At 64.8% G+C, this 22,761-nt stretch carries 21 protein-coding genes; 6 read left to right on the top strand and 15 right to left on the bottom strand.

The features are described from left to right. Nucleotides 1-213 precede the first annotated feature (213 nt). Nucleotides 214-546, bottom strand: a complete 333-nt coding sequence (locus tag ACFVM3_RS37360) for a hypothetical protein (RefSeq protein ID WP_378444570.1) — start codon at nt 544-546, stop codon at nt 214-216. Between ACFVM3_RS37360 and ACFVM3_RS37355 the strand changes: the two genes are divergently transcribed. Beyond that, a protein-coding gene (locus ACFVM3_RS37355; RefSeq protein WP_245975699.1) for an IS3 family transposase occupies nt 439-1,619 on the top strand; the annotation gives its coding sequence in 2 pieces (ribosomal slippage) (nt 439-723 and nt 726-1,619; 1,179 coding nt in all). The two genes, ACFVM3_RS37360 and ACFVM3_RS37355, sit on opposite strands and share 108 nt — an antisense overlap. On the opposite strand, the gene ACFVM3_RS37350 is transcribed toward ACFVM3_RS37355, so the two are convergent. Continuing rightward, nucleotides 1,616-1,903: a hypothetical protein gene (locus ACFVM3_RS37350; RefSeq protein ID WP_378444569.1), complete on the bottom strand. Its 288-nt coding sequence runs from the start codon at nt 1,901-1,903 to the stop codon at nt 1,616-1,618. The genes ACFVM3_RS37355 and ACFVM3_RS37350 overlap by 4 nt on opposite strands. A 763-nt stretch (nt 1,904-2,666) precedes the next feature. Between ACFVM3_RS37350 and ACFVM3_RS37345 the strand changes: the two genes are divergently transcribed. Beyond that, nucleotides 2,667-3,665: a YaaC family protein gene (locus tag ACFVM3_RS37345; protein WP_228708110.1), complete on the top strand. Its 999-nt coding sequence runs from the start codon at nt 2,667-2,669 to the stop codon at nt 3,663-3,665. A gap of 264 nt (nt 3,666-3,929) precedes the next feature. Here ACFVM3_RS37345 and ACFVM3_RS37340 read toward each other — a convergent pair whose 3' ends face one another. The 9 genes from ACFVM3_RS37340 to ACFVM3_RS37300 all read right to left on the bottom strand — a co-directional run bounded on the left by ACFVM3_RS37340 (nt 3,930) and on the right by ACFVM3_RS37300 (nt 16,113). Then, entirely contained in the window at nt 3,930-4,700 is a 771-nt protein-coding gene (locus ACFVM3_RS37340; RefSeq protein WP_043839741.1) for a hypothetical protein, read from the bottom strand. 60 nt (nt 4,701-4,760) lie between these two features. Further along, on the bottom strand, nt 4,761-5,585 hold the full coding sequence (locus tag ACFVM3_RS37335; RefSeq protein WP_043839739.1) for a hypothetical protein: 825 nt from the start codon (nt 5,583-5,585) through the stop codon (nt 4,761-4,763). 485 nt (nt 5,586-6,070) lie between these two features. Continuing rightward, the gene (locus ACFVM3_RS37330) at nt 6,071-6,403 is read right to left on the bottom strand and encodes a hypothetical protein (RefSeq protein ID WP_235147155.1); all 333 of its coding nucleotides are present in this window, start codon (nt 6,401-6,403) and stop codon (nt 6,071-6,073) included. A 619-nt stretch (nt 6,404-7,022) separates the two neighbouring features. Further along, entirely contained in the window at nt 7,023-9,263 is a 2,241-nt protein-coding gene (locus ACFVM3_RS37325) for a thiopeptide-type bacteriocin biosynthesis protein (RefSeq protein WP_081685170.1), read from the bottom strand. After that, on the bottom strand, nt 9,245-10,477 hold the full coding sequence (locus ACFVM3_RS37320; RefSeq protein WP_081685171.1) for a lanthionine synthetase C family protein: 1,233 nt from the start codon (nt 10,475-10,477) through the stop codon (nt 9,245-9,247). Before ACFVM3_RS37320 ends, ACFVM3_RS37325 begins: the two co-directional genes overlap by 19 nt. A gap of 1 nt (nt 10,478) precedes the next feature. Continuing rightward, nucleotides 10,479-13,517: a lantibiotic dehydratase gene (locus tag ACFVM3_RS37315; protein WP_197684732.1), complete on the bottom strand. Its 3,039-nt coding sequence runs from the start codon at nt 13,515-13,517 to the stop codon at nt 10,479-10,481. A 120-nt stretch (nt 13,518-13,637) separates the two neighbouring features. Further along, nucleotides 13,638-13,838, bottom strand: coding sequence for an FxLD family lanthipeptide (locus tag ACFVM3_RS37310; protein WP_043828845.1), 201 nt, complete (start codon nt 13,836-13,838; stop codon nt 13,638-13,640). Nucleotides 13,839-13,852: 14 nt separating this feature from the next. Next, nucleotides 13,853-15,142, bottom strand: coding sequence for a methyltransferase, FxLD system (fxlM, locus tag ACFVM3_RS37305; RefSeq protein ID WP_043828846.1), 1,290 nt, complete (start codon nt 15,140-15,142; stop codon nt 13,853-13,855). 380 nt (nt 15,143-15,522) lie between these two features. After that, nucleotides 15,523-16,113: a hypothetical protein gene (locus ACFVM3_RS37300; RefSeq protein ID WP_112285791.1), complete on the bottom strand. Its 591-nt coding sequence runs from the start codon at nt 16,111-16,113 to the stop codon at nt 15,523-15,525. Nucleotides 16,114-16,223: 110 nt separating this feature from the next. Between ACFVM3_RS37300 and ACFVM3_RS37295 the strand changes: the two genes are divergently transcribed. The 4 genes from ACFVM3_RS37295 (at nt 16,224) to ACFVM3_RS37280 (ending at nt 20,541) form a co-directional block, all read left to right on the top strand. Next, entirely contained in the window at nt 16,224-16,712 is a 489-nt protein-coding gene (locus tag ACFVM3_RS37295) for a DNA-processing protein DprA (protein WP_051171775.1), read from the top strand. 27 nt (nt 16,713-16,739) lie between these two features. Continuing rightward, the gene (locus tag ACFVM3_RS37290; RefSeq protein WP_081684720.1) at nt 16,740-18,083 is read left to right on the top strand and encodes a hypothetical protein; all 1,344 of its coding nucleotides are present in this window, start codon (nt 16,740-16,742) and stop codon (nt 18,081-18,083) included. A gap of 563 nt (nt 18,084-18,646) precedes the next feature. Then, nucleotides 18,647-19,873: a helix-turn-helix transcriptional regulator gene (locus tag ACFVM3_RS37285; protein WP_043828849.1), complete on the top strand. Its 1,227-nt coding sequence runs from the start codon at nt 18,647-18,649 to the stop codon at nt 19,871-19,873. Nucleotides 19,874-19,884: 11 nt separating this feature from the next. Next, a complete protein-coding gene (locus tag ACFVM3_RS37280) occupies nt 19,885-20,541 on the top strand; it encodes a YdcF family protein (RefSeq protein WP_043828850.1) in 657 nt (218 codons plus the stop codon). Here ACFVM3_RS37280 and ACFVM3_RS37275 read toward each other — a convergent pair. The 4 genes from ACFVM3_RS37275 to ACFVM3_RS37260 all read right to left on the bottom strand — a co-directional run. After that, nucleotides 20,538-20,756, bottom strand: coding sequence for a hypothetical protein (locus ACFVM3_RS37275; protein WP_072029921.1), 219 nt, complete (start codon nt 20,754-20,756; stop codon nt 20,538-20,540). The two genes, ACFVM3_RS37280 and ACFVM3_RS37275, sit on opposite strands and share 4 nt — an antisense overlap. Nucleotides 20,757-21,291: 535 nt before the next feature. Further along, a complete protein-coding gene (locus ACFVM3_RS37270) occupies nt 21,292-21,555 on the bottom strand; it encodes a hypothetical protein (RefSeq protein WP_197684730.1) in 264 nt (87 codons plus the stop codon). After that, the gene (locus ACFVM3_RS37265) at nt 21,552-21,851 is read right to left on the bottom strand and encodes a pentapeptide repeat-containing protein (RefSeq protein ID WP_197684729.1); all 300 of its coding nucleotides are present in this window, start codon (nt 21,849-21,851) and stop codon (nt 21,552-21,554) included. Before ACFVM3_RS37265 ends, ACFVM3_RS37270 begins: the two co-directional genes overlap by 4 nt. A gap of 657 nt (nt 21,852-22,508) precedes the next feature. Further along, on the bottom strand, nt 22,509-22,761 hold a 253-nt coding region (locus tag ACFVM3_RS37260; protein WP_143101998.1), incomplete at its 5' end, for an ANTAR domain-containing protein.

Raw genomic sequence — 22,761 nt, 5'->3', positions numbered from 1 at the left:
GCTCACAGCATCGGATGCCATCACTGTCCGTACCCATCCCGCCGGATTTCACCCCCGGCGTGTCGGGCCGGAAACACCGCTCACGACACAGTCCCATGTCGAGCCCGGTTCCCTCGTTCATCCCACTGTCAGGGTGTTCGGGTGCGTGGGCTCGCTGGCCTTGCTTGCCCCTTATGGTTGCCCACAGTGTTATGGGTCAGTATGAAGGCGTCGTCATTCGCGGCGCTGTGTGTCACCGCTGCTGAGTTCGTTGTCTTTCTCGGCGTCACGCTGTAGTTGTACCGCCTCCTCGCGGAGCTGCTGCGACCGTTGTTCGTCTTGAGTCGTGGTTGCTGCGTGTTCAAGAAGCGTTGCCAGCGCGCGGGCTGTCGGGGCTGCTGAAGGGATCTGTGACATCTGAGATCGCTTGCTGATGTGCAGGCGTGGAAGGATGTTGCTGTGCCCAAGCCCTACCCCCGTGAGTTCCGTGAGGACGTCGTCCGGGTTGCCCGAAACCGCGAGTCGGGTGTGACGATCGAGCAGGTCGCGAACGACTTCGGAGTCCATCCGATGACGTTGCAGAAGTGGCTGCGTCAGGCCGGCGTCGAAGACGGCGTGAAGCCGGGCGTCACCACGGATGCAGCGCGGGAGCTGCGGGAACTCAAGCGTCGCAATCGGCTGTTGGAGCAGGAGAACGAGGTCTTGCGCCGCGCGGCGGCGTATTTGTCGCAGGGCAATCTGCCGGGAAAAGGCTCTACCCGCTCGTGAAGGAGTTGGCTGCCGCCGGTGCCCGGGTCCGGGTGCCGGTGGTGGTGTCGTGTCGGGTGTTGAAACTCCACCGCCAGCACTACTACGCCTGGCTGGCCTGCCCGGTGACCGATGCCGAGCTGGCCGAGGCGTATCTGGCGAACGCGCTCTTCGACGCCCACCGTGACGATCCCGAGTTCGGGTATCGACTGCTGTTCGACGAGGTCACCGCAGCCGGTCACGAGGTGTCCGACCGCACGGTGTGGAAGATCTGCTCGGCCAACCAGTGGTGGTGCGTGTTCGGTAAGAAACGGCGTGGCAGAAAGGCCCGTTCCGGCGCGCCCGTGCACGAGGATCTCGTGTGTCGAGAGTTCACCGCCGATGAGCCGAACCGCCTGTGGTTGACCGACATCTCCGAACACCCGACGAGCGAGGGCAAGCTCTACATCTGCGCGGTCAAGGACGTGTGGTCCAACCGGATCGTGGGCTACTCCATCGCTGAGCGCATGACCTCCCAGCTGGCCGTTGACGCGCTCCAGTCTGCCGTCGCCCGACGGGGCGGCAACGTCGTCGGCTGCACGCTGCACTCCGACAGAGGCGGTCAGTTCCGTTCACGCAAGCTGCAACAATCGTTGTGGCGGCACCACATGCGCGGATCCATGGGCCACGTCGGCGCGGCCGGTGACAACGCCGCCATGGAGAGCTTCTTCAGCCTCCTCCAGCGCAACGTACTCGATCGCCGCCGCTGGGACACCCGGGAAGAACTCCGGATCGCGATCGTGACCTGGATCGAGCGCACCTACCACCGCCGACGCCGCCAAGCCCGACTCGGCCGTTTGACCCCCATCGAGTACGAAACCATCATGAGCCAGGCCGCCACAACCGCGGCCTAAACCGCTGTCACAGAATCATTCAGCAGCCCCGTCTGGTCCGCGCGGTCGTCGCTCGCTTTGCTCACCCGGTGCTGGTTATTGTGCAGTAGAACCAGCAGTAGCAGTTGCAGTGGGTTGGTGATGGAGTCGACGACGAGGTCGGACGCCCCGGTCTCCATCAGCCACAATGTCGGCACCCACGCCACCAGCGCGAGCACCACGAAGCCGAAAAACAGCGGATGCGCCAGCCACGAACTCGCCTTGTTCGAGAGCCGGTTGAACCCATGAGTGCTCTGGCTGCCCATTACTGCCTCCGATCACGTTTCCGTGCAGGGTTCCCGGAGCAGGAGCAGGCAAACTGATCATCGAGGTGGGCGGAAGTTGGCTGGCTTCCCCTTGTGCCAGCAGGCCGACATCGGTCGAAATCAAACACTCGGGTGTCGAACTCATCTGAGTGGACGAACAGACGCGTCCTTGCGCCCGGCTGTACCCCTATTCCACTAGGGATGTCGCCGAGAACGTCGTGCATCTCCTCATAGACGTCGCGGACGTATTCGCCGCCATCGTCGAGCAGGTCGTTCCATGGTGGCAGGCCGTCATTGTTCTCCACGAGCAACTGCGCATGTGGACGTCCGCCTCATGACGCAGCTATCAACATCGTAGGACAGATGCATGACGTCTCCGTTGCCGAAATCGCGGCCAGCTTCGCGATCCTCTCCCTTCTGTGTTAGAAGCCCGGGGAGGGAGAGACTATCGACGAGTCCAGCAAGCTCTGCCGCTGCGCGTCGGGGCTCAACGGAAGCGACACGGCGCCTTGGACAGTCGCGCCGCATCTGTCGATGTCTGGCTGGTGGTCGCGGTCAGGGCGCTCGGCGGGCGCTGAACGACACGGATCGACAGCCTAGTGGCACGTTACGAGTTCCGTTGGTCGACCATTGACGCACCGATAGGCAAGACCGATGACGGGCAACGTGACGAGTCAGCGTGCCCGTGAGAGGCGGAGATTGTCGGTGATTAGCGGATGGACCGGGGTACTTGTACCTTGGTGCGACTAAGAAGGAGGTCGCTGTGTCGGCTGCGGGACGGAAGTTGCGGAGTCTCCGGGCTCTTCGTCACGACCCACCGGGGTATGCGAAGCAGGGTGCGCGGCGAACGACGTTCCAGTCAGCGTTGGAGCAATGTGAGCAATTCCTGGACGCAGCCAGTGACACTGGTTACGCCACTCGGCCAGTCCAGTTGTTCTATGCCCTGTCGCAGGCAGGTCGGGCAATTGTTGCTGCATCACCGCGGATCGGTAACCAGGTGTCGAAGGTCAGTGGACATGGCTTGACCGCCAACACCAATACCGCAACTGCGGCAGAGGTCCTTGTTACCGCCACCAAGTCTGGTCTGTTCCCGGCCGTCGCTTCCGCCATCGATGTAGAGGCACTCGTCCCCAATGAGCCGGTTGCTCTACGAGAGTTGTGGCCGCTTCTGCCGGAGACAGTGGACGTCCCGCTCACTGACGACGTCATGGTGCCTGTTCTGTTGTTCTTCCAGGACGGGTGGCCTGAGATCGGCACTTTCGCCCACGCCGAGGTCAACTGGCTTCCGCGGCGAGTGCATGACCTCTTCGGTCAAGACCCAGTGCGGGTCAAGGAGCATCTCGATCGCTACCCGGCGTTGCGAGACAGCGTGCTGCACGTATCGCAACCGATGGGTGGCCTGGGCTGGCGCAATGCGGGTCCTGGGATGGGGCTGAGCGTTGAGTGGCGCAGCGGCTCGCCGCCGTTGATGCTCGCTGACAACAAGACGTTCAGCGACCTCGGGGTCGCGTGCTACCGGTCCGCCGACGACTCTCTCGTCACTCCCGCGATCGGATCTATGGCGACCGGTCTTCACCCATTCTTAGCGTTGTGGGCCGTACTGCTAGCGCTGTCGTCGTTGGCGCGGTACCAGCCGGCGACTTGGTCGAAGATGATCGATGTTGACAGATCACCGGAAGCCAACGCGATCGAGCACCTTCTTGAGGAAGCGACCACGTCCGTCCCCGCCACAGCGCTTCATCTGCTTACCACCTTCAGGTGACAGGGTCGGCGAAACCGGGAGACAGCAGGCACGAAGGTTGGCAGCAGATGTCCCTCACCATGGCCGAAGCGACGCATACCGCGGTATCGGTAGCGACCCTGGTTACAGATAACCCTCATCTCGTGACGGATACCTTACACAACAACAACTGATGGTCTGGTGAGAGCCAGGGGCATGCTCACGGATATGCTCACAGGCACACTCACCGTGCGTTCGCACTTGATCGCGGTACGTAACCAGCATGCCAGCTGGACCGGCCTGACGTCACCGATGTTTTCTGCGCCGGGTGCGGTTCGTGTCCGGATGCTCGAAGAGCTGATCGATAACCAGCGTGATCAACCCCTCCAGGGTCTGAGGGCCAGTCGCCGCGATACTGGCCCTGGCGGTGACTGGTTCGTCGGAGCGCTCGGTGGGCGCGAACAGGGACGGCAGCGGCGGCCACCTCAGCGTGGCCAGCAGCATGGTGACGTCGGGGGCACTGGAGGATCCGGGCTCGATGGTTTCGCACCGTTGCAGAATCGCGTTCAGCTCGGTGACGACTGGCGCCAAGGCCATTCGGTCATGGCCTGCAAGCACCTCCCCGGTATCAGCATCGATCGCACGAAACGGGGCTGCCCGTTGCGTGAGCTCCTCGTCCGCCAGGTCTGTCCACGCCTGCGGGATGCGCTGGTCGCGGACAAGGTCGTCGATGCGTTCGTCGAAATGATCAGCGGAGTCCCGGACCTTCCTGTCCCGCAGGGCCGAGGTGTCGCTGACCATCAACTCGGTCCGCAGTCGATCTGCGCGAAAGCGACGCCAACGGGACTTGCGGTCGGCTCTCTCGGCTCTGACGGGCCACAACAACTTGCTGATGATGGCAGTCGCAGTGAGGAACGATTGGACTGCCGGCCACGCCTCGGAACGCCCCTGTGGATCCCGGCTGAGTTGAAGCGCCTGTTGCACCGCCGCCAAGGCGTAACTCGCCTGCCGCACGATCTCGGCGATGTAGAACGTCCGGGCTCCCGATGCCCAGCGCTGCTCCCAGTCATCGCTCACTCGATTATTGTGTCCGTCAAGGCGTAGTGGTGGCCATCCAGGCCAGGCAGGAGTCCCTTGTCATGTTGCTCTGTCGCTCCCTGAGCGTAGGTCGCGGTAGCGGGTGACGGCGTGTGCGCCCGGAGTCCGTACCCACAATGGAGCGCCGATGAGGATGCGCTCGACGTCTGGGCTGATGCCGCCGTCGCTGGGAAAGGTCCACCGGTCTTTGTCGAGCACGACGTCGCTGTAGATCTGTGCGAACCACTCGGATTCGGTCGTGTGGCCGAGTGTGAACCCCCGCGTCCAGGGCTTGTTCTCGTGTTCGTCCCAGTTTCCGGTCACGCCCTGCTCTGTTGCGATCTTCAGGGCTTCGACTGCGAGGGACTCCGGGTCGTCCCACTGCGAGTTGTTGATCGTTCCTCGGCTCTGGATGTAGAGAGCAATTGTCCGAGCTGCGGAGGACGACCATCCTGGCGGTGGTTGGTCGGAGCCGCCGATGTAGTCGGCGGTGTTCTCCAGGCTGCCGAACAGGCACACGTCGACGCGACTCCCAGTGCTGCTGCGGGTGTTGGTGTAGATCACGACGACCTGTCGCTTCTCGATGCCACCCGTGAACTGGGCGAACTCGACCCGGCCGACGCCCTTCGCGAACATCACCGGTGGCGGGGTGACGAAGTCCTGAACTGCAAGGTCGCCGATCGCCGTCTCGATCCTGGGCGCCACTTCGGCACGGTCTAGCGTGCGTGCCTCCGGAGCAACTTCGAGCCCACCGATCAACGGAAAAGCCGTCTTGGCCTTCCAACTCACGCGTCGTTCGAGGGGGATGCCGTTGTCTGACGCGATGTCCCGGATACGGCGATCCGACCAGTAGGCGTAATTGCGGATCACACCTAGCTCGCCCATGAGCAGGCACCCTCCCAACGCCAAGTTCGTCGAAGCAGTCCCGTCGGGGACGGAACGGTTGAAGCCTACATATCACTCGTCCTTACCGACGGCTCCAACGCCGGCCCTCCCGCACTGCGTAGCTCAAGTCAGCATCGAGGGACGGCGCTGGCTCTGATCACAGTTCTCTTAGGCCCTGTAGGACTCGAGCGAGGAGGTCAAGGCTGGGGTGGGGCTGAGGTCGTGCAGCGATGGCAGCTGCCGCCTGCTCATCCTCGACACTCTTGGCGTTGGCCGTCACATCACACCTGGGGGCGTCGAGCTCACCCACACATGGCAAGTATTCGGTCAGTGCCTCGTACTCGGGTGTCTGGCGCGGGGAACGGCAACCTGCCGAGGTCGAGGCACTGAACAGCGGGCTGGGCGGCAAGCGCGGGATTGGCAGGGCGTTCACGGCACTGGCCCGTCGGGATAGCGCACATGAGGCGACACTGAAGCCAGGTGTGTCACAGGAAGCTGCTGTTCATCAGCTCACGGACCCACTTGACCTGAAACTCGACATCATCGGCTCGCTTGTCTCCACGCTTCCACAGCAAGCTGAGCGCAACGGTTCGCTGTGCGGCCAGAAAACGGCGACGTGCCGTGTCGTCGACGATTCCGTGGTCCGGCAGTAGCGCGACTCGCCACTCATCGTCGATGACGCGGGCGCTGAGGTGTTCGACCAACTCGGCGGCGTCATAGACGGTGTCGCTGTGACCGATGAACTCCCAGTCGACGACGTGGACGTTCGGCTCGCCCCAGAGCCAGTTGAACAGGTTAGAGTCGCCGCGAGAAACGATCCTCGGCGCCGATCGGCGAGCACCGCGGTGTCGCCTCGTTCGTACCAGGGGCCGAGCATCAATTGCATGTCAGCGGTAAGCGGCTCGTCCTCGCACTCGTCGAGCTGGCCCGGCCAGACCTCGGTGACCCGATTCTTGTAATTTGCGGGTGAATCGACGCGCGGCGTGTCAGCGAACGGTCCGAGTGGGCTCTCCCGGAGTTGGTCGAGAATCGCGACCATGGCCCAAAGTGCGGTGGTGGACTCGGCGAGGTCGGGCACCGGCCGACCGGCGAAAATGGTCATCGCGACTGCAGGCAGTTCGGGGTCGGGGTTGTGTCACAGCGGCTGTGGAGCAGCGGTGACTCCGCAGGCCGCGACATGTGCGAGGGCCTGTTACTCGCAAGCCGCGCGGTCGCGTTTGTCGGTGCGGTACAGCTTGAGGCAGACCTCGCAGTCCGGGCCGTCCCAGGCGAAGACACGATTGTTCCGACCCCGGTCAAAGGAGCCGCAGGCCCGGAAGGTCGTCGGCGAGCAGGCTCGGTTCACGCCGATAGAAATTGCGCAGCTCGTCGAGCAGACCGGTCGGTACGGTGGAGGTGTGTGGCAAGGCAAGCCCTCGATCTAGACCGTGTTCAGGTTCAGTCACGGATCGGCCCCAGTCGGCTGGCTGTGACGCCGAGATTCGCGATCAGGACGGTTTCGGCAGTGTGTACGGATGACATGAGGTCGTCCATCACCACCGCGGGGACCTGCCCCGAGTCAAAACCTGCTCGCTCGACGAGCAGGCCCAAGGTTTCGCTCTGCTTGGGTGTAGCCAGCGTTTGGCATTCTGGGTGTGCCAGCACCTCGCGCGCCATGAATGCATCTGCCGATCGTTCAGCCTTCTCGATCAGCTCGGCGCAGAGAAGCCCTGCATCTCCTTGTGCCGCAACAGCAAGGTCTGCCGCGGTCAACCCGAGCCGGATCCGGAATAACCCCGTGGGTCGGTGCGATGCCCCGCAGACATGCCGAACATCGTTAAGCATGCCTATCACGTCACCTGCACCGATGCTGCGCTCCTGAAGAAGCAGGTAGCTGCGCAGGCACGCTGCCCCGGCGTACTCCCAAGCATCGCTTTTGGCGGTGTTGTCGATAAGTTTGAGCGCCAAGTTGGCTTTCCCGTTAAGGGCAAGAGCGATGGCGCGTGTCTGGCGGGCTTCGCGGAACTGATTTCTGGTTTCGTCGTACTTCTCGGCATGCGCTGCGGCGTTCGTCCACTGGCCGGCTGCGACAAGCGCGCGGGTTCCATCCTCACGCATAACCTGCCGAAGCCAGTTGTCTACTTCGGACGAGCGGTCCGCGATTAGGCCGTCGAAGTCGACCAAGTCACCGTGGATCACGGCCGCACCACCATTACGGACGGCGTGGTTGATCGCTTCGAGCTCGCGGTAGGCGCCTTGGTTGTCACCTGCCCGCCTGGTCAGTCGGGCGAGGTTCACCACTGGCTGGAGCGAAGCGATGGCAGAACCGGCCGACAGTGGTGACGCTGCTCGGAAAATTCGGAACTGTCGTCGACATAGGCTGATGGCGACGTCGGGCATACCGCATTCGGCCGCGATGCGCGCGGACAGATTCCAGACGGTGCAGGCGCGGTTCATCCGCTCTTCGACAGTGGTTGACTCCTGGCAGGAGTTTGCGCACTCGCGCACGTTGCGCACCTGGGTTTCCAGATCAGGACAGGGAAAGCGGCGCTGCGACACAAGCGGAAATCGGGCCAGTGCTCGTTCGGCTACGCCTTCGTTCGCTCGGGCCGCCAATGGCGGTGCTGTTGTCCCAGAGGTAGGTCCACCACTCAATGTCGGGTTGGGCGGCACATGTCCGGGCAGACCAAGGATGACGGTGCGCGTCGCCCACGCGAGAATGCTCTGTGTTCGAGCTGGCAACCCAAGGCGGTTCCAGTGGAAGATGATCAGGTAGCTCAGAACCTCACGAAGGCCGCGCTGCAGCGTCCCCGTACGGGCCGCGGACCCCAGGGTCCGGCCGGCCTGTCGGAAGGCGCTGGCCCAGTCTGCGGATGAGGCCAGGGGACCTTCTGCGCGTAGCAGCGGCCCGCCAGGAGCTGTGTTCGCGAGCAACAACTGTTTGAGATCGCTGGCCATGGCGGTCAGATTCGCGGCAGAGACATCCTCTGGCAGTGGGCGTTCCTGAGCGATCCGGTGCCAGACGTCGCCCTGCTCGTACCACTCCAGTCCCGCCGCGCGCATCAGGGTGTTGCACAGCAGCAGCGACAGTTCGCGTCGGCCCAGCCCGCCGCCGCCGTTGTGAGCAAGGTGCATGACGGCGCGGCTGTCCTCATAGAATAGATCGTGGGCAGCCTCCATGCCCGTCCAGTTACCAAAAGCTTGCATCTCGGCCTCATAGGTGCCGGGCCACCATTGGGCAATGCGGTCGTCGGCTGCGAGTTCATCGAGTGCGGCCCCGAGATGGTCCCGCATCGCGTGTCCGTCCCGCCCTGGGTGAATCCGTAGTCGCCAGCAGGGGTGTTTCCTCATGAACCACCACTTCGTGACGAGGCCGTCCTCTCCAGCTCGGTGCAACAGCGGCGCGATGGTGTCGGCTGCTGACTGTTCGGCCGTGCTCCAATCGATGAACTCGATGTAGATCTGCCACCAGTCCGAAGCTGCCTGCCGTTCGAGGGCGTGTCGTCCAGCTTTCCGATAGACCTCGACGGCCTCGGCCAGGTCCGCGGGTTCGACGTGAATGGCTGCTGCGGCTTCATTCAAGGAAGCCCCGGCCAGTACCAGAAGAACCCCGTACTCCGCGCCCTGCGCAACCGCGGACTCGTCGGCATCACTGCTTCGCAGTTCTACCTCTCGCGGTGTCAGTCGATGAGTAGACATGCGTCCCATCCCGAAGTCGGCGTGGTGTTGTACACGGCGGTATGCAGGGCAAGAGCTGTTCCTGCTGTGCCTTCGAGGAAGCCGCGCTTCGCCACTGGCCCGTGGCGAGTGTGTTGACCCAGGTGCGCGGCCAGAGGCGGAAGGTATTCGTCAAACGCGGATGTTCCAGCGTCCTGGGCCGATCGCCAGACGGTTTGGTACAGCCCGGCCCAACCGTGGCACAGGCCGCCGTCGGTGATCCGAGCTAGCTGCTCAGGGTCGTCGAGGCAGCGAATCAGCGCCTGTTCGTACATCCGCTGCCGGTGGGCGTCACCGGTGGCGATGCCAGCGAGTTGGCCGGCACGGGCGATTCCAGGCGTGCCGTAGCACCAACTGGGGCGCGCCGGCCCCGACTGGTGAGGCTGGCCGGTACGCAGCTCTGCCAGGGTGATCCATTCAGGCCACCAGGGACCGGCCGCGCCCTCCTGCTGCCACGAATCGAGCCATTCGCAGATGGTGATGATCGCCTCGTGCTGACCGTCAACGATGATCCCTCGCCGCATAGCCTGGCTAAGCAAGGCCAGAGGGCCGGTGATGCCGTGGGCAAGACCGAAATTGCCGTGGCCCTCCTGATAGGAGGCGGAGATTCGACGGTGGGGATCGTGGCCGACCCACCAGCCAGGCAGTACATCGCCATCGACCTGACGTGGCCTGGCCAGGGCAACGAGGTAGTCCAGGACGCGCTCCATCGCGCTGCTATCGGAGGCGCGACGCAGGAGCAATGCGCCGAGGCCGCTCAAACCAAAGAACACGTCGTACTCGCGGAATCCAGGGAACTCGCCCGCCTTGATGCGTGCTAGCGCAGCTTCGGCGCGCCGGTGAGAGAGCGCGACCACGTGACCGTCGACATCCGCGAGAGCCTCTTGGTAGCGACCGCTGGCACCAGTCGCCGCAGCGTCCAGCATGAACGCGACTGCCGGAGCCCCGAGATAAAGGCCGGAAGTATCCGTGGCGCTGACTCGACCGGCGACAGCCTTGGTGACCCAAAGGTGTGCCTCGCGCCAGGTTCCGCGACCGATGAGAGCACGTTCGATGTGCAGCAGCGCCATTCCGGCGGTGCCCTTGGAGAGAGATTGATCGGCCCAGGGTTTGTCCTCTGGGCATGGTCCCGGCAGTGCCAAATTGTTGGCATGCCGCTGGGCGAGATCGGCCAGCGCGATCGCCGTGGTAGCCAACCTAAATCTCCCCGCGGCGAGCAGCGGCGCGGCGCGCGGAAGCCCGAGCCAAACGGCCTGTGACGCGTTCAAGCGCCGGATCGACTCCGACTGCACGAATGTGGTGCAGGTGCAGGAGAGACGGCAGCACCGTCAGTGGATCACGCTGCTCGGCCAGGGCTACTCGATAGGCCGCGAGTGCAACGGCGCGCCGCTGCCAGGCAGTCACGACTTTCTCCCCGCCCGACACGGAACGCAACGACGTCCATACGGCCTCCGGGTCAGTCAGCTCCAGCGCTCGGTCGCGGAGCGCCGGCTGCAGCCGCCCGTGCTGTTGACGAAGTTCACGGAGCAGCCAATCCAACCCGCTCTGGACCGACCCGGCGAAGTTCACGGCGACGTCGACGAAACTGGCAGCTGCCACCGCCTGTCGGTGCGTCCCGGTTCGGATAGTCAAGGCGATCTGTGCGAGAGCAGCCGCGGAGTCGGCCGCAAACAGGTCGTACGCGCGCTCCAATGCGGAACCGTGACCGTAGCGCCCTGTCTGGGGCTCGTGTGTGGTCAGCGCGACATGCGACAGCAAGCGTTCGCTGCGCAGCGTGCTCGCCCACTCGACAAGGCGTTCGGCAGCCGAGCCATAGGCGGATGACTGAGGCAGGCGCAGGTAAAGGACCAGGTACTGATCGTCATCGGGACGGCTCATCTGGCGATGGCGGCGGAACCACCAGTTCAGTGCGACATCGCCGAAGGCTCCGAGCAAGCTGGGAAGTCGCTCCGTGAGAACTTCATCGAAGCGGTCTGGGTGTCCGTAGATCTGCGCGCACAGAATGGGCGAATCTCCTGGCAGGTGGCTGGCGTCGCTGGCCACAACCTGCTGTGGAACTGCGATCGATGATGACCGGCTTGCAGCGGCAGCGGAATCCAGGACCAGGGGGATGAGAAGCTCGTGAGCTCGGCCAAGCCAGGCAATGTCCGCCGGTCCCGAGGTTTCGCGCAGTTCGAGTCGGCCTCCGCGGTCCAGGCGCGTCCGCAGCAGGAGTCGGTGCAACGGGTGGTTCAGGTCCACTGGCTGTCTCCGGTCCAGTTCGACCAGGGCGACACAGGCGGGGACACGCGATTGCTGTCGCCATGCGTCCAGCCCGGCCTCCCATACAGCGAACGAGGCACGGCGGCCAGGTAGGTCGCCGGCCGCCAGCAGCCAGCGCGCCGGGGACAGTATGGTTCGTCGGTATCGAACTCGGGGAAGATACGGGAGCCTGGCGGCGGCCCCGAAGTGAAACGCCTTGTACACCGAAGCTCGGGCGGTGGTGATCTCGGCGAGGAATCGGGCCAGAGGTGGAGTGTGGACGCCGGCCTCCAGAGCGTGGGTCACGCGCGGCTCGACGCGCTGGCCGGTGGATATCTGGACAAGGTAGAACCGACGGTCGTCCGCCGTGACGGCGAGGTCTGTCAGGTTGATCAGGTGCTCGTCCCGCTCATGGTGCTCGGCAACGGGAATGACGTGGGGCAGCAACTGCTCGGTCCGTGCGACGTTCTCGTTGCGGCGCTTCCGTGGTGTAAACGACAACTGGGCGGCAACGGTGCCGGGCTCGGCTGCGGTGAAGGAGGCGGCGACCGCGTCGCGGCCGTCGTCGGGCAGCAAGTGTGCATGGCGGCCAGCCATGCTGCTGCCTGGCCTTGGCGTTCCAGTCACCGCCAACGTGAACCGGCCGCGAGACAACGCTTCTACACCATTGGAGTGGATCTCGACCGCCACCTCGACACGAGCGGGCAGGTGCAGGTCAGCGGGATCGCTGGCCGTGAGGTCCTCAATCGCCTGATCGGTCAGGACGATTTCGCCAGTGCCGTCCACTGTCGCTCGCTGGATCATCGCGAGGAGCTTTTCGTCGCGTTCGCTCATCTGATGAGCGGTGCGCCCGCGCGAGGAGCCAAGGAAGCCAGCCGGGAGGCCGAGTCCGCTGTCGGCGACCAACTCCAGGACTTGCACGAGCGCACCGATTCCGTAGCGTGCGCGGAATCGCGAGTGGTAGTCGCGCCAGGCCGGATACCCCAACGGATATGGGGAAAGGCGATACAGGACTCGGACGGCGTCGCGCGCCTCCTGAGCCACCTGCTCTGGTATTTCGACGTCACAATCCAAGATCGTGTCGGCAAGGAGAGGCATGTCCGCGACGGCGCTCAACGCCTGCATCCGTCTTGTGACTTCGGTTTCAGTCACGGCGACGGCTTCTCCGGCCAGTTGCTCGCGGATAGTCGTGAGTTCGCGCACGGTATGCGTGACCTCGGGGATTGTCTTGGCCTCGACGGCCTCCAGCTTTGTGCAGACGTGGTCTAGCGGGTCCTGGCACGTCATCGGCGCGGACAAGCTGCTGATCAGGATCCCTTCGTCGAGCAGCCCCGTCAGCATGGTGTCGACCGACTGTCTAGTCGCCGCTGGAAATCGGGCCATGATCTGTTCGCGGAGAGCACCGAATCGCACAGGTTTCTGGGCTGCTTCGACTGCGGCTCGGACTGGTCGGCCCAGACCTATGGACACCTCGATCGGCGCCAACTCTTGGCCCGCTCCGTCCGGAGGTGACCCTGGTGCAACGAACCGATCACCGCGAACACTGCCCGCGTTGTTGACGACCACGGATATCCGCTCCAATAGCGGCACACATTGATGCAGACGTGTGATGACATCACCGAGCCAGGCCGCGTCCGCACGAACGGCAACTCGATGCTCGAAGCCCCAACGCACCTTGGCCGCAGCACCGATCCGAGCCAAGCCGACCCCGGCAAAGAGCCCGAACGGGGTGGGGCGCTGCTGCCAGCGAAGGAGGTAGGACGCCAGGGAGATGACCACTCGACGAACCGCTCGGAGATCACGACTACCGGCGGCCACCATCTCGTCGATCTGGCGGGATAGGGCCGGACTCGCGTAACCCACGGCGGTCCGAACATCCGCCCGCTGCCACTGCATCGTCAACCACGCTATGCCGCGCTCGATCCCACCATCGCCGTACAAATCCAGGGCACTAGGCAGATCCAACCCGCTGGGGTCGGTGCTGGCGCGGAGCACGGCCGCACCGCCAGGCACGTATACCGCGGATGATCTTGATGGCACTGTCTCGCCTCCTGTGACGATGCGACCGCAGGGGTGCTGCTGGTGCGCCGTAGCGCACCGGCAGCACCCCGTGGGTCAGGACGGATCGTCTGCGAACGAGTTGCAGGCGCTGTCGTTGCCCGCGCAGGTGTTGCCGCACCCGTCGTCCGTCGGGCAGTCCCCCATGACAGGGGCATAGGCCACGACGACCCGTACATCCAGCGCGAACTCGTCATCATCCGCAACGGGCCGTTCTGCCAACGCGGTGGCGCCACCCGAAAACAGGACCTCGGACATGTGGGTCACTCTCCTTACTTGGTGTTTTCTTGCAGGGCACTCCGACCGGCCGCAGCGTTAGCCGCATGTGGCCAGGAGATCGTGATCCGGCTGTGCTTCTTGTCGACGACACGCCCTGCAGGCATCAGGTCGTCAGCGGTGCCCGCCGGGTAGACGCGGAACTGGGGGCCGGGTCCATTGCGGTGATCCCGCTCCCAGATGCGGAGCTGCTCAGCCACGTCCTCGGCGAGCCGTTCCGCGTCGGGTCCGAAGGCGTGGACGCCGAACTCGACGGCAGACTCATTGACCGTGCTGCTGCGCGTCGTGACGTAGGCAAGATTGCCGCCGTCGACAACAGCCATCGCGGCTGAGTGGCTTCCGGGCGGGGAAATCAGGCCGCTGTCCAGCTTCTTGTCCAAGATCACGCGACAGAAACCGGACAGCGCCGTAGCGAGCCACATCTGGGTGCCGGCCCACGGCTCGAACCGGCCGATGCTGGCACCGCTCCAGACCTCCACCCGCGGCGTGTCCAGAACGCCCTCCAGCTCGGTGGGATCAACGGGGAAGTCATCGTCGAGGCGCAGGGTGACCTCGCCCCCGCGCATGACCAGCAGCTTGCTCTGGTGCGCCCCGGCACCGCGCATCGACACGAAACCGAACAGGCGCGCAGATCGGCTGACCAGGCACTCGTCTGCTTTCTCGAACGCGATCGTCCGCGACAGCCCCCTGACCTGCAAGGGAACCACGAGTAGTCCGGTCGGTGCGAGCTGTTCCACCCAGGCCGGCGGCACGTCCCACGTGTTGACGGTGACCAGGATCCGGTCGTACGGGGCCTGTTCAGTGACGCCAGCCTCGGCATCGGAGAATACGACGTTCACCTGCGAATACCCCGTCTCCCCGAGGAAGCGGCTGGCTCGATCGGTGATGTCCTGGTCAATATCGACCGTGGTGACGCGCCCCGCGGGACCGACGAGCTCGGCGATCAGTGCGGCGTTGTACCCGCCGGACCCAATCTCCAGGACCCGCATGCCTTCGGTTATCTCCGCCTGTTGCAGCATGTGTGCTTGCACCTGCGGCGCGGACACCGAGCTGACTGAGTTCCCGGACTCGTCGCGCTTGGTAACCACGCCGTTGTACAGCTGGTAGACCTCCTCCAGGTCCACACCAGGCGCGAACCGTTCGCGTGGAACCTTGCGCATCGCGGCCTCGACTTGCGCGGACACGATCGTGCCCTCGGCGATCAGGTCATCGACCATCTTTGTGCGCAGGTGGGCGACGCGCTCGGAACTGTCGGCCTCGTTGTTTCCCTCTACGGGCTTGACCATGTCGTTCAACTGACTTCCTTGTCGTGTGGCACTGCGGGTGGGTGGAGAAGGCGTCATCGATCGTGTCGCCCCTGGTCGAACCAGTCGCCCGGACCCCGAGCTGATGGTCTGGGCAGTGGTTGGCGGGTCAAATGCCGGAGACGTTCGTGCAGGTCTGGCGGTACAAAGTCGTCGAGTCGTAGCCCAGCAGCCTGCACGCGGTGAGCTGCGTCGTCGAACCGAGCGCAGGGCCAGGACTGGACCGAGCAGAGCGGGCACGTGCGCTGCTCTTCCGGTGGCGGTAAGTGTCCGGCCAGGTCGTCGATCGCTCGGACGGCGCCGCCGAGCCGACTGTCGGCTGCGACGATCACGGCAACCACTTCGCGTATCCCGCCCACGTGTCACACCACCCCGTCTGGAGCGCCACTTGGGAGGACGAAGCCTCCTTGCCCAGACCAGAGAGGGCCTTCCTCGCGCGTCAGCAGGCCAGCCGCTTCCATGCTGGCGAGGTCACTCGCGAGCGCGCTTTCCAAGCGCTGTACGCGGTTCTGGACCTTCCACGAATCGGGTGCCTTGAATGTCATCGGTCGCTGTAGGTGAGCGGGCACGATCATGAGGCGTGGCGGCTCGTGTGGGCAGGTCGGATGATCCGGGTGGTCAGGATGTGTAAGGTTCAACAGTGCTCGAAGGGTGGGTTCAGCCTCGTTGCCGTAGGCCCACACCACCTTGCGGGGACCGAAGACGTCGAAGCCCGGTTCGCGCACGGCCCGCGCCGCGGTCACTCGGTCCGGCTCGGTGATGGTGAGCAGGTCGACGTAGCTCTTCCAGTAGTAGGCCGCAACCAAGACCACCGGATCGCGTCGCTCGCCGCAGACGTAGAAAGCGAATCCTTCGTCGACAACCTGTCGGAGCATGTCGTCAATCGCACTCGACCACTTTTTCTTCGTCGTCAGGCGGTTCATCGTGGATAGCAGGCTCATGGTCGCGGTCACCGTGGTCGTCGTTGGGCAGGCAACCGGCTGCGACGCGGTCGGGGGAGCCTCGTCGCAGCCGGTGCGTTCATGAGATCGTGACTAGGTACGACGGGGGCAGATGACATTCGATGACATCCGCGAAGGAGCGCGCGAGCGTGCCTCGACACGTCACGATCACCGGCACACGCTCGATCACTGCCCAGGCCGAGACGCAGTTGACCGGCCTGTTCGACGACTACCTCCGGCCGTTTGCCGACCCGAACGCCACCTTCTACCTCGGAGGTGCCGCCGGAATCGACACCTCCGCATTGGACTGGTTGGCCGAACACACACAGGCCGCCCTGACCGTCGTCGTACCGTGCACTGTGGCCGACCAACCAGCTGTCGCGGGCGAGGCCATCCATCGATGGCAACGAGGCGGCCGGCTTGCAGGCGTCGTCGAGCTGCGCGCTGAAAAGCTCGGCTCCTCGGCCTATCATGCCCGCAACCGCTGGATGGTCGACCGCAGCGGCTTCGTAATCGGTTTTCCGCAGGGCTCGGATTCGACGAGCGGCACTTGGTACACCGTGAACTACGCCGCCGACCAGGGTAAACCCCGGCTGGTCGTGCCAGTCTGACTTTCGAGAGATGGTGTACTGGGCGGCGTGACCACTGATCGGGATACCGGGGTGCGCCTGCTGCGGCAGCTGCGCGAGAGACGCGGCTGGTCCTGGACCGATCTCGCCCGAGGCTTGCGCGATACTGCGCGCCAACTCGCCGTCACCTCGCTGATGAACAGGCAGGTCGCGAGCATCCAGCGCACCGTCGCCAGGTGGGAGAGTCTCACTAGCCGAACCAGTCCCGGCGATCGCTACCAGTTTCTCCTGGCCCACCTCTATGCGCGAACCCCATCCGGAGACCTGGCGCTGGGTACCGGATCGGATTTCGCTGCGCTGCTCGACGCACTCCGCCATTTCGGAGCGCCACCCCAACGCATCCGACAGCTCGTTGAGCTGATCACTCAGAGCGCGGGAGGTGAGGGCCGAGACCTGTTGGCCGTGCTCTCGCCTACCACCCATTCGAGCGTCGCCGCTGTTGAGCGCGATCCATCTCGGCTCGATCCTGACCTGCTCAGCCAACTGCAGGATGCTGTTGCGGCCATCAATGGACAGGTCGGATCGACCCCGTTCGTCCGTCTTCAGCTCCAGCTTGCGCCGATCGTCGAGTCCTGCGGTCGGCTCCTGCAGTTCGACCACGTTGGTCCGTACGACGAACTGATGCTGCTGGCTACCGACACCTATGCTCTTGCCGCGCGACTGGCCTTCGAGACCCGCGACGACGAGATCGCCATGGCCCTGTACGCGGACGCCACTGAGGTCGCGGGACGGCTCAAGGACCGTAGCCACCGGGCGGCGGTACAGACGAGTCACACGATGGTGGCCTTGCATGCAACCAATAACGTGGACGCGGCGCTGAAGATTGCCCGTGCCGCGACCGCCGATGCGCACCGGGGCACCAGTTACGCCATTCGAGCCCGCGCACACGCCGTTCACGCCGAGATCTGTGCTCGGAGCGGCCAGGCCAGGGAAGCGACCGAGGCACTCGACCGAGCGTGGAAGACCGTCGATCAGCTGACCGTCGACGACCCTCACGGCGGATTCAACGTCGACCGCCTGAACGGCTTCGACGGACTCTGCGCTCTCCACATAGGCGACGCGGGCCGTGCCCACCAAAGCCTCGACCGCTCGCTCAGCGCGTTGAGGTTGTCGGGGGACTTGGTGCAACGAGGCATCGTGAACGCCGACCTGGCCCTCGCGCGACTGCGTCTCGGTGATCCCTTCGCCTGTGTCGATCTCTTGCACGAAGCCGTGGACATCACAGCGGCGACGGGCGGCCGGGTGCCCGCACAGCGGATCCGTCTGGCACGACGAGATCTGCGTCCATGGCGAGCCGAGAACTTCCTGGCCGAACTCGATGACCACATTCACGACACACTGATCGGGCGATGAACCGGAAGGGTTGGGTTCCTGGTCGGCGCGGTCTCGGAGCACGGACTTCACTGCGCAGATCCAGTCCCGGCTCACGAGTGGCAGCGCAGCATGCCGTTCGGGCGTGGAGATGATCTCGTTGGTCATCGTGTCGTCCGCTCCCGGCCATGGATCGGCACCACATGACCGTGAACGCACTCGTAGTACCCGCAGACGATCCAGTACCGGTGGCACTGGTGGCCGCCAACTGGGAAGGTCACCCTGGCCCGCGGGAGAACACCGGCGAGCCCAATAGTCGGACCTGCCGTGCTGGCCGGTCGGGGCACGGCCAGCACGGCAGGAGCTTGATTGGCTGCCGAACGAGCAATTGAACGCCGGCAGGGATGGTTGCGCTGTGTCTGCGTGTCCCTGATCGCGGTCACTATCACTCCCGGTTCGCTCGTTGGCGGAACGATCGACGTTCGCGGCCCTGTGTCGCGTGTTGTCGCTGGACGAGGACGCTAGGTGTGTTGGCGGGGTGGGACCGGGAGGATTTCTCTGGGGTCGTGGGCGACGGGGGTGGGAGGATGTACTCCATGCGAGGCATGACCGATGACCTGACGATCGGGGAACGCGTGGCGTTCTATCGGCAGCGGCGCGGGCTCACCCAGGCGGTTCTGGCAGGGCTGGTCGGCCGCAGCGAGGACTGGCTGCGCAAGGTGGAGCACGACGTGCTCCCGCTGGATCGGCTGTCGGTGTTGCGGCGTCTCGCGCATGCCTTGGACGTCGCGCTCGGCGATGTGATCGGCGAGCCGGTGCTGATGGCGGGGGCCGACGAATCGGGCCGACGGACGATACCGGCGCTGCGCGTGGCGCTGATGGACCATCGCCAGTTCCTCGCTGGCCCGCAGCCCGGTGAGCCACCTCGCCTGGACGCCCTTGCCGCGGAGCTCGCGACGCAGTGGGGCGACTACCAGAACTCCCGCTACGCCCGGCTCATCCAGCGGCTACCCCTGTTGATCACCGAGACCCAGACCGCGTGCCAGCACTACGGACACACCAGCGACGACGGGGTGCGCGCCCACACGTTGGCCGCCAGCGCCCACCAACTGGCTACGGCGTTCCTGACGAAACTCGGCGAGGCTGATCTCGCGTCGATCTCGGCCAGCCGCGGGCTGGCCGCAGCGCACGTCAGTGGCAGTGACCTGATGATCGGGTCGCTGTACCGGTCGGTGGCGCATGCCCTGCTGTCCATCGGCGAGTTCGAGCAAGCGGTCGCGCTCAGCCGCGCCGCCGCCGACCGGCTCGAACCCGGCCTCGGCACCGCCACACCGGAGTACCTGTCGGTGTACGGGATGCTGCACCTGGTTGGGGCGGTGGCTTCCTCCCGGCGCGACAACCGGGCGGACACCACGGCCTTCCTCGCCGAGGCCGACCAAGCGGCCACGCGGGTGGGGCACGACGCGAACCACCTGTGGACGGCGTTCGGGCCCACCAACGTCACGATCCACCGGATGACCACGGCGATGGAACTCGGCGACGTCCAGGTGGCCGTCCATCTCGGCCCCCGCGTGAACACCCACGGGCTGCCGGTGGAGCGCCAAGCCCGGCACGCCATCGAAACCGCCCGCGCCTACGTCCGATGGAACCGCACCGACGACGCGCTCGACGTGCTGCTAGCGGCCGAACAGGACGCGCCCGAACAGGTTCGCTACCACCGACTGTCGCGCATCCTCGTGCGAGAGATGATCAGACTGCCCCGACCAGCCACCCGCGCGGTCGAACTCGCCTACCGAATGGGCGTGCACGCCGCCGACTCACACCGCCCGTAAGGTCCACCGACATGCCGACCAACCAGCTTCCGCCCGACCTTCAAGCTGACGTCGAGACCCTGTGGGCCTATCACGACATGGGCCACCAACCGCGCCGCTGCGACGTCGGCATCGGGCTCGGCTCCCACGACCTCGGCGTCGCGATCCACACCGCCGATCTGTACCAGCAGGGCCTGGTCGACCGCATCGTGTTCACCGGCGCCAACGCGCCGACCACGATCGAGCGTTTCCCCCGCGGCGAAGCCGTCCACTACCGCGAACACGCCGTCAGCCTCGGCGTCCCCACCGAGGCGATCATGATCGAGACCGAGGCGACCAACACCAGCCAGAACATCACCCACAGCCGCCAGGTCCTCACCGACGCGGGCATACACCCCGCCTCGATCATGCTCATCTCCCGGCCCTACCAGCAGCGCCGCGCGTACGCGACCTGCCGCAAAGTGTGGCCCGAGGTCGAGGTGATCTGCTCATCACGGCCACTGCCACTCGACGAGTACATCGCCAGCATCGGCGACATCGACCGGGTCATCAACATGCTGGTCGGTGACACCCAACGCATCACTGAGTACGCCCGCCGGGGTTTCGCCATCCAGCAGGACGTACCCGATGAGGTGAACGCCGCCTACCAGCGACTCGTCGACGCCGGTTACACCAGCAGACTGATCTAGAGGCGGGTGCCATCCTCGGTGCGGCCCAACGCGGCGAGCCCCGCCTTCACCACGTCGACCGGGGCGACAGCCACCACGTCATCATCACCCGGCCCGGTCAGGTACACAACATGCCCGGCACGGGCCTGCCTGGTCAGCTCACCCACGACCTGCCCGACCGTCGCTTCGGCAGCCCCCTCAGGAGCCGGACCATCAATGTCAGAGAACAGCGGCATCCTGCCAGCGTAGTACCTCCGCGCGGGCTTCCTCATACAACGAGCCGCTCCGAGCGTTGTTCCCACGTGCGAGCAGACGGTAGAAGCCCCGCGTGAATCGCTCAGATTGATGGTTCAGGTGACCCGCCGTGCGGGCTGTGCTGGGCCGGAGGCGCTAGCGCCGAGTCAGCCGCCGCTACATCAAGCTCGCCGATCGAGGACGCGGTGCGGGGGCCTGTGGCTCGCCCCGGTTTCGTCAACATCAGGAACGTTACGACGAAGGACGGGTCCCCTTGCCGCCGTATGGGGGCAAGGGAACCCGTCCTTGTCTTGGCGTTCGCCCATATTCCGTTAACGGTGACAAAGACGGGTTTACCTTTTATCTATTGTCGCTGGTTCTTTAGATAGCTCCTCACAGCGGTAGCCGCTAAGGCGACAGCAAAGAAGGATATTAATCCGTATATGTAACTGTGGTGTGTCACCGCTTCGTAAGCAAAGTAGGCAGCCGCGACAGTGATTAACGTTGCAACAATGATTAATGCGTTTTTGCTTATCATTATGCCGTCCCTCGCGACAGCGGTGATCTCGTCGAGCCAGGCCTCGAGCTCGGGGCCTGTCCGTCACGCACGCTCACGATCTCGTCGAGGGCCGGATCGAGGGAGAGGTCAAGCCCATGCGCTCCACGGTAGGGCTCGACGGTCGTCCCGATGCCCATCGGAGTGAACAGCTCCGTCGAGCCCAGGCAGCAGCGGCGGAACCACGAGTCGTGGGCGAAGACCAGGTGGCGCATCGTCTGCACCGCCGACCACTCGTCGTTCACGCTGCGGCGCTCGATACCTGGCGTTCGCTCGATCGTGGCGGCCAGGCGGCATGGAGCTGACGTGATGCCTCGCGCAGATCGGCGGGGTCCTCGGAGCGGATCAGCACTCGCACCGGATGATCCCGGTCAAGCACTGCCTCGACGTACTCGGTGACTTCGACGCCGTTCACCACGAGGTTGGTGATGAGCCCGTCGGTCACGGCATCCTGCATGACGACGCCGATCAGGCGTGCCCCGGTCAGGTCGCACTCGCGGAACTCCGCACCGTACAGATCCTTGTCGATGTACCGCGTCATGCTCTGCATACTAGGTCCGAGCACCGACATTTCTGGCTGGCATCGCCGTTGCGTCTCGCTCCTGCCGGTCGTCGCCCGCTTTCCGGCTCGCGCACACCCGCGCCCAGCCCCCGTCGACCAGACCAACGGACAAGATCAACAAGTGGGGCCAAAACTCGTTCACCGAATCAACTGGCCGGAGTGCGAAGTGCGGCCAAAACTCGTTCCGAACTGGGGCGGAAACTCACCCCTGAAATCACCCGGGGGCATGACGGAGAAGAAGTTGTACAAGGTCTACGACGAGTCTGATGTCGAGGTGGTCTACCGCCGCGGTGACTGGCAGGACAGGGGCCAGATGCGCCGGTGGGTCGAACGCGAGGGCGAGCGGGACAACGAGCTCACCCTCGGGGGAGGTCCACCACCTCGGTGAAGACCTCTTGTGCCTGGAGGACGACGGTGTGGGCTTCGCCGACGAACCACGGCAGGCCTGTGGTCTGCTGCGCGAGCACAGCCGCCACGAACTCGCCACCTCGTAGCAACACGGGGTCGCCAGCTATGCCTCCACTGGTGTGATAGGGCCACGATCCCCTCTAGCGAGGTCGGCGCACCCATTGGGGGGTAGCCCGGACCTGGCGCCCTGTGAAATACCGGGTGTTGGGATGTTAAGGCCTCCGGGTTTCAGCCCCGTGTGACCCGAGCGGCCTCCATTCTTTGGTCGTGGCCTGCGGCGGTGTTGTTGGCTTCGGCGACGACCCAGGCAGCGACGTCGTGCAGCTTTATGTTGGCGTGCTGGGACGCCTCGACCAGCATCGTGAACGCTTGCGCGTCCGTGCGGTGGTGGCGGTGCATGAGGATGCCCTTGGCCGTGGCGATCACGTCGCGGGTCCCGAGCGCGGTGCGTAGCTGGGCCTGTTCCTGGGAGCCGATCAGG

Origin of the sequence: Amycolatopsis sp. NPDC057786 (genome assembly GCF_042797905.1) — a bacterium.
Classification (GTDB): domain Bacteria; phylum Actinomycetota; class Actinomycetes; order Mycobacteriales; family Pseudonocardiaceae; genus Amycolatopsis.
Note: the sequence above shows the minus strand (reverse complement) of the source record. Positions and strands in the feature narration are given on the sequence as shown.

Coding starts and splice junctions, on each gene's coding strand:
- ACFVM3_RS37275 (WP_072029921.1), bottom strand. CDS start 20,756: ATGCCGCTGTTCTCTGACATTGATGGTCCGGCTCCTGAGGGGGCTGCC.
- ACFVM3_RS37285 (WP_043828849.1), top strand. CDS start 18,647: ATGACCGATGACCTGACGATCGGGGAACGCGTGGCGTTCTATCGGCAG.
- ACFVM3_RS37280 (WP_043828850.1), top strand. CDS start 19,885: ATGCCGACCAACCAGCTTCCGCCCGACCTTCAAGCTGACGTCGAGACC.
- ACFVM3_RS37335 (WP_043839739.1), bottom strand. CDS start 5,585: ATGGGCGAGCTAGGTGTGATCCGCAATTACGCCTACTGGTCGGATCGC.
- fxlM (WP_043828846.1), bottom strand. CDS start 15,142: ATGGTCAAGCCCGTAGAGGGAAACAACGAGGCCGACAGTTCCGAGCGC.
- ACFVM3_RS37310 (WP_043828845.1), bottom strand. CDS start 13,838: ATGTCCGAGGTCCTGTTTTCGGGTGGCGCCACCGCGTTGGCAGAACGG.
- ACFVM3_RS37350 (WP_378444569.1), bottom strand. CDS start 1,903: ATGGGCAGCCAGAGCACTCATGGGTTCAACCGGCTCTCGAACAAGGCG.
- ACFVM3_RS37325 (WP_081685170.1), bottom strand. CDS start 9,263: ATGTCTACTCATCGACTGACACCGCGAGAGGTAGAACTGCGAAGCAGT.
- ACFVM3_RS37295 (WP_051171775.1), top strand. CDS start 16,224: ATGACATCCGCGAAGGAGCGCGCGAGCGTGCCTCGACACGTCACGATC.
- ACFVM3_RS37360 (WP_378444570.1), bottom strand. CDS start 546: ATGGACTCCGAAGTCGTTCGCGACCTGCTCGATCGTCACACCCGACTC.
- ACFVM3_RS37265 (WP_197684729.1), bottom strand. CDS start 21,851: ATGACGCGGTACATCGACAAGGATCTGTACGGTGCGGAGTTCCGCGAG.